Annotated in this window: 10 protein-coding genes; 8 read left to right on the top strand and 2 right to left on the bottom strand. The window is 69.6% G+C overall.

Translation table 11 applies throughout. The features are described 5' to 3' along the window. Positions 1 to 650 (bottom strand): TetR/AcrR family transcriptional regulator (locus P2P98_RS17795; protein WP_275801589.1); only part of this gene is annotated, 650 nt, incomplete at its 3' end. Positions 651 to 859: 209 nt separating this feature from the next. Here P2P98_RS17795 and P2P98_RS17790 point away from each other — a divergent pair. Beyond that, positions 860 to 1,510, top strand: a complete 651-nt coding sequence (locus tag P2P98_RS17790; protein WP_275801588.1) for a formylglycine-generating enzyme family protein — start codon at positions 860 to 862, stop codon at positions 1,508 to 1,510. A gap of 17 nt (positions 1,511 to 1,527) precedes the next feature. On the opposite strand, the gene P2P98_RS17785 is transcribed toward P2P98_RS17790, so the two are convergent. After that, positions 1,528 to 1,998, bottom strand: a complete 471-nt coding sequence (locus tag P2P98_RS17785) for a MarR family transcriptional regulator (RefSeq protein ID WP_307385909.1) — start codon at positions 1,996 to 1,998, stop codon at positions 1,528 to 1,530. 72 nt (positions 1,999 to 2,070) lie between these two features. Between P2P98_RS17785 and idi the strand changes: the two genes are divergently transcribed. The 7 genes from idi to P2P98_RS17750 are packed head-to-tail and all read left to right on the top strand — an operon-like array spanning position 2,071 to position 7,658. Beyond that, entirely contained in the window at positions 2,071 to 2,622 is a 552-nt protein-coding gene (idi, locus tag P2P98_RS17780) for an isopentenyl-diphosphate Delta-isomerase (protein WP_275801587.1), read from the top strand. Then, the gene (locus P2P98_RS17775; protein ID WP_275801586.1) at positions 2,619 to 3,686 is read left to right on the top strand and encodes a polyprenyl synthetase family protein; all 1,068 of its coding nucleotides are present in this window, start codon (positions 2,619 to 2,621) and stop codon (positions 3,684 to 3,686) included. Before idi ends, P2P98_RS17775 begins: the two co-directional genes overlap by 4 nt. Further along, the gene (locus P2P98_RS17770) at positions 3,683 to 4,552 is read left to right on the top strand and encodes a squalene/phytoene synthase family protein (RefSeq protein WP_275801585.1); all 870 of its coding nucleotides are present in this window, start codon (positions 3,683 to 3,685) and stop codon (positions 4,550 to 4,552) included. Before P2P98_RS17775 ends, P2P98_RS17770 begins: the two co-directional genes overlap by 4 nt. Then, on the top strand, positions 4,549 to 6,105 hold the full coding sequence (crtI, locus tag P2P98_RS17765) for a phytoene desaturase family protein (protein ID WP_275801584.1): 1,557 nt from the start codon (positions 4,549 to 4,551) through the stop codon (positions 6,103 to 6,105). Before P2P98_RS17770 ends, crtI begins: the two co-directional genes overlap by 4 nt. Position 6,106: 1 nt before the next feature. Continuing rightward, entirely contained in the window at positions 6,107 to 6,454 is a 348-nt protein-coding gene (locus tag P2P98_RS17760; RefSeq protein WP_275801583.1) for a lycopene cyclase domain-containing protein, read from the top strand. Then, positions 6,451 to 6,768 carry a lycopene cyclase domain-containing protein gene (locus tag P2P98_RS17755; protein WP_275801582.1) on the top strand — a complete coding sequence of 106 codons (318 nt, stop codon included), beginning with the start codon at positions 6,451 to 6,453 and terminating at the stop codon, positions 6,766 to 6,768. The genes P2P98_RS17760 and P2P98_RS17755 overlap by 4 nt, the downstream gene beginning before the upstream one ends. Then, on the top strand, positions 6,765 to 7,658 hold the full coding sequence (locus tag P2P98_RS17750) for a prenyltransferase (RefSeq protein WP_275801581.1): 894 nt from the start codon (positions 6,765 to 6,767) through the stop codon (positions 7,656 to 7,658). The genes P2P98_RS17755 and P2P98_RS17750 overlap by 4 nt, the downstream gene beginning before the upstream one ends. Positions 7,659 to 7,739: the final 81 nt, after the last annotated feature.

The raw sequence follows: 7,739 nt of genomic DNA, 5'->3' as shown, positions 1-7,739 counted from the left end.
CACGAGACGGGAACGTCGGTGGTCCGTCGAGCGAGGAGATCGCGCAGTGTGCGCTCGAGCCAGGCCCGGTACCGCGCGGGCGACCATCCGGACCGCGTGACGAAGAACGCGTACGTCTCGGGGCCCACGAGGTAACTGAGCTCATCCGCCACCTCGTCCGCGTCCTCCCCGTGCAGCAGACCCCGACCGACGAGCCAGTCCGAGGCGACGCGGATGCCACCGCGGCGACGCGCATCGAAGTCGACCAGGGCCGCGGCCGCCACGGCATCCGTCTCCGCCGCGATGACCATCGCCCGTGCGAGCCCGGCGGAGCGCTCGTGGGCACGGGCAATGCCGTCGAGCCAGACGCGCATCGCCTCGTCGACCTCGAGTCGTTCCAGCGCGGCGACGATCAGCGGGGGGTGCGTCGGGGAATCCTGAGCCTCCGCGCCCGAGAAGGCGCGCTCGAAGGCGGCGACGAGCAACGCCGATTTCGATCCGGCCAAGTGGACCGACTGCACCGACACCCCGGCCTCGAGGGCGATCCCCTTCATCGTCGTCGCGGCGTAACCGTCGCGAGAGAACAACGCGGACGCCGCATCGAGGATCGCCGCACGGGTGCGAGCCGCCTCCGCCTTGCGCAGGGGGGAGGCATAGCGCCGGGGACTCATCTCGGGTTCTCCTCGATCGATTGGAGGGTCCATCCAATCATTCGTGTCCGAGCTCGGAAAGGGCTTGACGTTCGAGCGGGGATCCTCACCCGGCCGTCAACCCGTTCGTCCGAGTTCGCCGACCCGCGCTTGACTGGACGCATGACCGATGGAACCCTCCACTCCACCCGGGGCGACCGGGCCGCCACCCCTCCCGGACGGGGACCGGAATGACCGACATCGAGATGGCGAGAATCCCGGCCGGTCGCGTGCTGCGCGGCGACATGCGCGGTGCCGAACGACGCGAGATCGTCGTCGCCCCGTTCGAGATGGGCGTCTACCCGGTGACGGAGGAGCAGGTCGCGGAGCTTCTCGGGATCCCGGCTCGGCACTCTCGTCGGCCGGCCGTCGATCTCAGCTGGTTCCGCGCGATCCGCCTGTGCAACGCCCTGTCGGAGTGGGAAGGGCTCGACCCCGTCTATCGGTTCGACGGAGAAGAGGTGCACGCGGATGCCGAGAGCGACGGGTTCCGCCTGCCCACCGAGGACGAGTGGGAGTACGCCTGCCGCGCCGGCGCCACCGGGTCGACGTACGGACCCATCCGCGAGATCGCATGGACGGCGGCCGACGGTCTCCGCGCGCCGGTCGATGTCGGGGCCCGTCTGCCCAATCTCTTCGGGCTGTTCGACATCCTGGGCAACGTCGCCGAGTGGTGCGAAGACCTCGTCGATCCGGAACGGAGCAACGCCCGCGTCTTCCGCGGCGGAGGATGGAACGACGCCCCCGCCGTCGTACGCGCCTCGACCCGCCGGGGCGGCGGCCCGCGAGACGGCTTCGACGACGTCGGGGTCCGCGTCGCCCGCGGAGCGCGCGATTCGTGACCGCCGGCGGCCACCGCTCAGTCGGTCGTCGTGATCGCCTCGGTGAGGGAGTGCAGGAAGCCGGAGATCGTGGCGAGCTCGTCATCGCTGTAGTTCGCGGCCACATCGCGCATCGCCCCGAGATGCCCGCCGAGGTGGTGGAAGAACTCGCTTCGCGACTTGTCGGTGAGCACGACGACGCGCGCGCGACCATCCGAGGGGTGCGCACGACGCTCCACATGGCCGGACGCCGCCAGACGGTCGATGAGCTTGGTCGTCGACGCGGTCGAGATGCGGAGGTGTCTCGCCACGTCGTGCGGGCTGACCATCTCACCGCGCTGTTCGCGGATGATGAGCATGCGCAGGGTCGCGAGGTCGCTCGCGTTCATGTCCATGTCGCCCTTCATGCCGCTGTGCATGCGGTCGAGGGCGTCGCTGAGGGCCCGCACGGCGGTCAGCGTTTCGACGACGGCGGGCCTTCTACCAGAACGAGTGGTGGTATCCGTCACGGTGGACACCCCCTTTCGGCGTCGGTATATTGAAGCTCACATCGCTAGCTAAACTAGCAAACAGGAGGCACGATGAGCGAGATTGAACACGTCGTCCTTCTGGACGAGCACGGCGACGAAATCGGCATCGCACCGAAAGCAAGTGTGCACGGTGCGGACACCGCTTTGCACCTCGCGTTCTCGTGCCACGTCGTGAACGCCGACGGACAGGTGCTCGTCACGCGGCGCGCGCTCGACAAGAAGACCTGGCCGGGCGTCTGGACGAACTCGTTCTGCGGACATCCCGCGCCCGCCGAGCCCCTGACCGACGCGGTCCACCGTCGCGCCGCATTCGAGGTGGGGCTGCGGGTCCGCGACCTCGAACTCGCCCTCCCCCACTTCCGGTATCGCGCGGTCGACGCGAGCGGCATCGTCGAGAACGAGATCTGCCCCGTGTACCTCGCCGTCACCGACGAGGAGCCGCGGCCCAACCCGGCCGAGGTCGCCGAGTACCGCTGGGTCGATCCTCTCGATCTGGCCGCCTCCCTCGAGTCCACACCGTGGGCATTCAGCCCCTGGCTCGTCCTGCAGGCACAGCAGCTCCACCTCTTCAGTCCCCCTCCAGCCATCCGGCGGGCATCGTGATCGCCTTGGCCACGACCCCGGCAGCGCGCCACGACATCGACTCCGCCATCGAGGGCGCCCTCGCGCGCCTCGACAGACGCCTCGGTGAACTCGGCGACGGCGCCCGGGCCCTGGCATCCGCCATCCGCCGTGCGGCGGAAGGCGGCAAACGCTTCCGTCCGCTCCTGGTCGTGTCGGCCTTCGACACGCTGGGCGGGCCCGACATCGCACGGCCGGCGCTGTACCAGGTCGCCGCGGCCTTCGAGCTGCTCCACACCGCCTTCGTCGTCCACGACGACGTCATCGACCACGACGTCGAGCGACGCGGAATGCCCAACGTCGGCGGCGAGTTCCGCTCTCGCGGGACCGAGCGCGGGGCGGATGCCGCGGGGGCGGCGCTCCTCGGCGATGCGGCGGCCATCCTCGCGGGAGACCTCCTGCTGCACGAGGCCGCGCGGCTCGTCGCGATGGCCGAGATCCCGGCGGACGTGCGCCGCGACCTGCTCCTGCTCGTCGAAGACGCCGTCCTCGTCTCGGCCGCCGGCGAACTGGCCGACGTCGAGAACGCGGTCTCGGCGGGTGACATCGATGCCGACACGATCCTGCGCACGACCCACGACAAGACCGCCGTCTACTCGTTCTCGGCGCCTCTCGAGGCGGGCGCGGTGCTCGCGGGCGCGGAGGCGCCCGTGCGGCACGCTCTGGAGCGGTTCGGTCAGCGTCTGGGTCTGGCGTACCAACTCGTCGACGATCTGATCGGCGCGTTCGGAAGCGCCGCCACCGCCGGCAAGGACGAGGGTTCCGACCTCCGCGAGGCGAAGAAGACGCACCTGATCGTGCTCGCCCGCGAGAGCGAGCACTGGCCCGAGGTGAGCGACGCCCTCGCGAACGCCCACACCGGGCCGGTCGCGATCCGTGCCGCGCAGAGTGCGCTGTCCGCGTCGGGGGCGCGTGTCCGACTCGAGCACCTCGTGCGCGACACCCTCGACGAGGCACGGGGCATCGTCGCCGCCTCGACGCTGCCGGAAGAGTGTCAGGGTATGCTCCTCGACCTCGTCGACGCCGTGCAGGAGCGCGTTCCGTGAGCACCGGCCCCACCGGACTCGCCCTGTATTCGCGGACGGCAGACGACGCGGCCGCGGCCGTCATCCAGCGCTACTCGACCTCGTTCGGCCTCGCTGCGCGCCTGCTCGGCCGGCGCCCTCGCCCGCACGTCCGCAACATCTACGCGCTGGTGCGCGTCGCCGACGAGATCGTCGACGGGCCGGCCCACGACGCGGGCCTGACGGTCGAACGCGAGCGCGCCGTGCTCGACGCCCTCGAGACCGAGGTGATGGATGCCATCGCCACCGGTTTCAGCGCGAATCTCGTCGTGCACGCCTTCGCTCGCACGGCGCGGGAGTGCGGCATCGGTGCCGAGCTGATCGCGCCGTTCTTCGCCTCGATGCGCACGGACATCGACACCGCCGCGCACGACGAGCTGTCGCACGACGCGTACGTGTACGGCTCCGCGGAGGTCGTCGGGCTCATGTGCCTGCAGGTGTTCCTCAACGCCGGGATGTCCGCTCCCGCGCGCCCCGCCGCCGACCTCGTCGAGGGCGCACGTCGCTTGGGGGCCGCGTTCCAGGACGTCAACTTCCTCCGCGACCTCGCCGACGACGCCGACCGTCTCGGCCGCGACTACCTCGACGGCGCAGCCGACGACGAACGACGCATCGCCGTGCTCGATCGGATCGACGCCGACCTCGCCGCCGCGGCATCCGTGATCCCGCACCTGCCGCCGGACTGTCGAGCAGCCGTCACCGCTGCGCACGACCTCTTCGCCGAACTGTCGCGACGCTTGCGCCTCTCCCCCGCCGGCGCTCCGCGCGTGCGCGTTCCCGACGGCGTGAAAGCCACTCTCGCTGCCCGTGCCCTCCTGGGGCGTCCACCGAAAGGTCCCCGCTCATGAGCGCCCAGCGCATCGTCGTCGTCGGAGGCGGAATCGCCGGTCTGGGAACCGCCGCATTGCTGGCCGACCGCGGCCACGACGTCCACCTCTTCGAGGCCCGCGACGCCCTCGGCGGACGCGCGGGGTCGTGGGAGGCCGACGGCTTCCGGTTCGACACCGGGCCGAGCTGGTATCTCATGCCCGAGGTGTTCGACCACTTCTTCCGGTTGCTCGGCACGAGTGCCGATGAGCAGCTCGATCTCGTCCGCCTCGACCCGGCCTACCGCGTCTACGGTCCTCCCGGGAAGGGCGAGCCGATCGACATCGTGTCGGGACGCGAGGCCGTGCGGGCGCTCTTCGAGGAGCACGAGCCCGGATCGGGCGACAACATCGACGCCTACCTCGATTCGGCGAAGGACGCCTACGAGCTGTCGACGTCGAAGTTCCTCTACGACCCGTACTCGTCCACGAGAGGGCTGCGCGACCCGGCGCTCGTGAAGCGCCTCCCCACGCTCATCCCGCTGCTCACGCGTACCCTGTGGAAGCGCGTCACGACGGACTTCCAGAACACGCGGCTTCAGCAGATCCTCGCGTATCCCGCGGTCTTCCTCGGCGGCTCGCCCTTCGAGGTGCCGAGCCTGTACCACCTCATGAGTCACCTCGACCTCGGCGACGGCGTGCTCTACCCGAAGGGCGGGATGACGGAGATCATCACCGCCATCGAGAAGCTCGCTCGCGAGCGCGGTGTGCAGATCGAGACCTCGGCCCCCGTCGACGCGATCATCACCGAGTCTGGTCTCGCCCGTGGGGTGCGGCTCGCGGACGGGCGAGTGATCGCCGCGGATGCCGTGGTGTCCGGCGCCGACCTGCACCACACCGAGAATCACCTGCTCGAGGAGAAGGACCGCCAGTACCCCGAGAAGTGGTGGAAGGACAAGGTCCCGAGCCCCGGAGCACTGCTGCTGCTGCTCGGGGTGAAGGGCGAACTCCCCCAGCTCACGCACCACACCCTGCTCTTCACCGACGACTGGCACACGAACTTCGACGCGATCTTCGGTGAGGACAAGAAGATCCCCGACCCGGCGTCCATTTACATCTGCCGGCCGAGCGCCTCGGACGACTCCGTGGCCCCCGCGGGGCACGAGAACCTCTTCGTCCTCGTCCCCGTCCCGGCGGACCCCGTGAGCGGCCGCGGTGGCGTCGACGGATCGGGCGATCAGCGCATCGAGCAGGCGGCCGACCGAGTGATCGCGCAGATCGCGGAGTGGACCGGCATCCCGGATCTCGCCGAGCGCATCGTGGTGCGGCGGACGATCGCCCCCGAGGACTTCGTGAACGACCTGAACGCCTGGCACGGTAACTCGCTCGGTCTCGCGCACACGCTGAATCAGAGTGCGATCTTCCGGCCGAAGAACCGGTCGCGAAAGGTGCAGAACCTCTACTACGCGGGCACGTCGGTGCTCCCGGGCATTGGTCTGCCGATGTGCCTCATCTCGGCCGAGCTCGTCGTCAAGCGTCTGACCGGAGACACCTCCCCCGGCCCCCTGGCAGAACCCGTGCGCGCGGCGGTCTGAGGTGCCCGGGATCTACCTGGGCGCGATCCTGTTCTCGCTCGCGGGGATGATCGCGATCGATGTGAAGTTCTCGCTGGCGTTGCGCGTCGCGCCCGTTCGGACGATCGCCTCGGTCCTCGTCGCGACCGTGTTCTTCCTGGTGTGGGATGCCGTGGGCATCGTCACGGGCGTTTTCGTGAAGGGCGAGAGTCCGCTCTTCGTCGGCGTCGAGCTGGCACCGCACCTGCCGCTCGAGGAAGTCTTCTTCCTCCTCTTCCTCAGCTACCTCGCGGTCGTCATGTACGCCGTGTTCGAGCGGCGAGCACGCGCCCGGATCCGTGACCGCGCCCGTGTTCAGGAGGACGCATGACCTACCCCCTGATCGTGCTTCCCTTCGTGATCCTCACGGCGGCGGTGACCCTCGCGACGCTCGCCCGTCCGCGCTTCCGGCAGCGCATGGCATCCTCGATGCTCGTCGCGCTGGTCCTCATCGCTCTCACCCTCGTCTTCGACAACCTCATGATCGCCGTCGACCTCTTCTCGTACCCGGAGCAGCACCTCAGCGGTCTGCGCCTCGGCCTGGCCCCGATCGAGGACTTCGCGTACCCGTTGTGCGCCGCCTTCCTCGTGCCGGCGGTGTTCACGCTGCTGTCCCCTCACCCGTCCCCGAAGGATGCCGCATGACCGCCCCCGCCGCTCTCACCCCCGGCCGCGTCCTGCGGGAGCTGTTCGTGTCTTCGCGACCGGTCAGCTGGATCAACACCGCGTTCCCCTTCGCCGCGGCCTATCTGCTCACGACGCGTCAGATCGACGCGACGCTGATCGTCGGCATCCTGTTCTTCCTCGTGCCGTACAACCTCGCGATGTACGGCGTGAACGACGTCTTCGACTACGAGTCCGACCTGCGCAATCCCCGCAAGGGCGGCACGCACGGAGCCGTGCTCGACAAACGGATGCACCCGATCACCCTCTGGGCGTCGGCGCTGTCGTGTATGCCGTTCGTCGTGTATCTGGTGGTCGTCGGTTCGCCGCTGTCGTGGCTGGTCCTGGCGCTGAGCCTGTTCTTCGTCGTGTTCTACTCCGCGCCCCCGCTGCGTCTGAAAGAGCGCCCCTTCGCCGACTCGGTGACGAGCAGCATCCACTTCTTCTCGCCCGCCGTCTACGGTCTCGTGCTCGCCGGCGCGGCCTGGACCTGGCAGCTCGTGTTCGTGTTCGTCGCCTTCGCCCTCTGGGGAATCGCCTCGCACGCGTTCGGGGCGGTGCAGGACGTCGAGGCGGACCGTGCCGCCGACATCTCGTCGATCGCCACCGCTCGAGGGGCGCGCTGGACCGTGCGCTTCGCGCTGGTCGCCTACGCCCTCGCCGGCGTGGCGATGCTGTTCACGGCGTGGCCCGGACCTCTGGCAGCCGTGCTGGTGATCCCCTACCTCGTCGTCTGCTGGCCGTACCGGAACGTCACGGATGCCGAGAGCGACCGCGCGACCGCCGGGTGGAATCGCTTCCTCTGGCTGAACCAGATCGCCGGCTTCGGCACGACGATGCTGCTGATCTGGTGGTGGTTCCTGACGGCCTGACGGGCGGGTCGGGGCCGCCGAGTTCGCGTGCCCGGCGCTCGCGATGCCCGGCGCACGCGGCGCCCGACGCGTGCGGTGGCA

The organism is Microbacterium sp. Kw_RZR3 (assembly GCF_029222405.1).
GTDB lineage: Bacteria > Actinomycetota > Actinomycetes > Actinomycetales > Microbacteriaceae > Microbacterium.
Note: the sequence above shows the minus strand (reverse complement) of the source record. Positions and strands in the feature narration are given on the sequence as shown.

Coding starts and splice junctions, on each gene's coding strand:
- P2P98_RS17755 (WP_275801582.1), top strand. CDS start 6,451: ATGACCTACCCCCTGATCGTGCTTCCCTTCGTGATCCTCACGGCGGCG.
- idi (WP_275801587.1), top strand. CDS start 2,071: ATGAGCGAGATTGAACACGTCGTCCTTCTGGACGAGCACGGCGACGAA.
- crtI (WP_275801584.1), top strand. CDS start 4,549: ATGAGCGCCCAGCGCATCGTCGTCGTCGGAGGCGGAATCGCCGGTCTG.
- P2P98_RS17750 (WP_275801581.1), top strand. CDS start 6,765: ATGACCGCCCCCGCCGCTCTCACCCCCGGCCGCGTCCTGCGGGAGCTG.
- P2P98_RS17790 (WP_275801588.1), top strand. CDS start 860: ATGACCGACATCGAGATGGCGAGAATCCCGGCCGGTCGCGTGCTGCGC.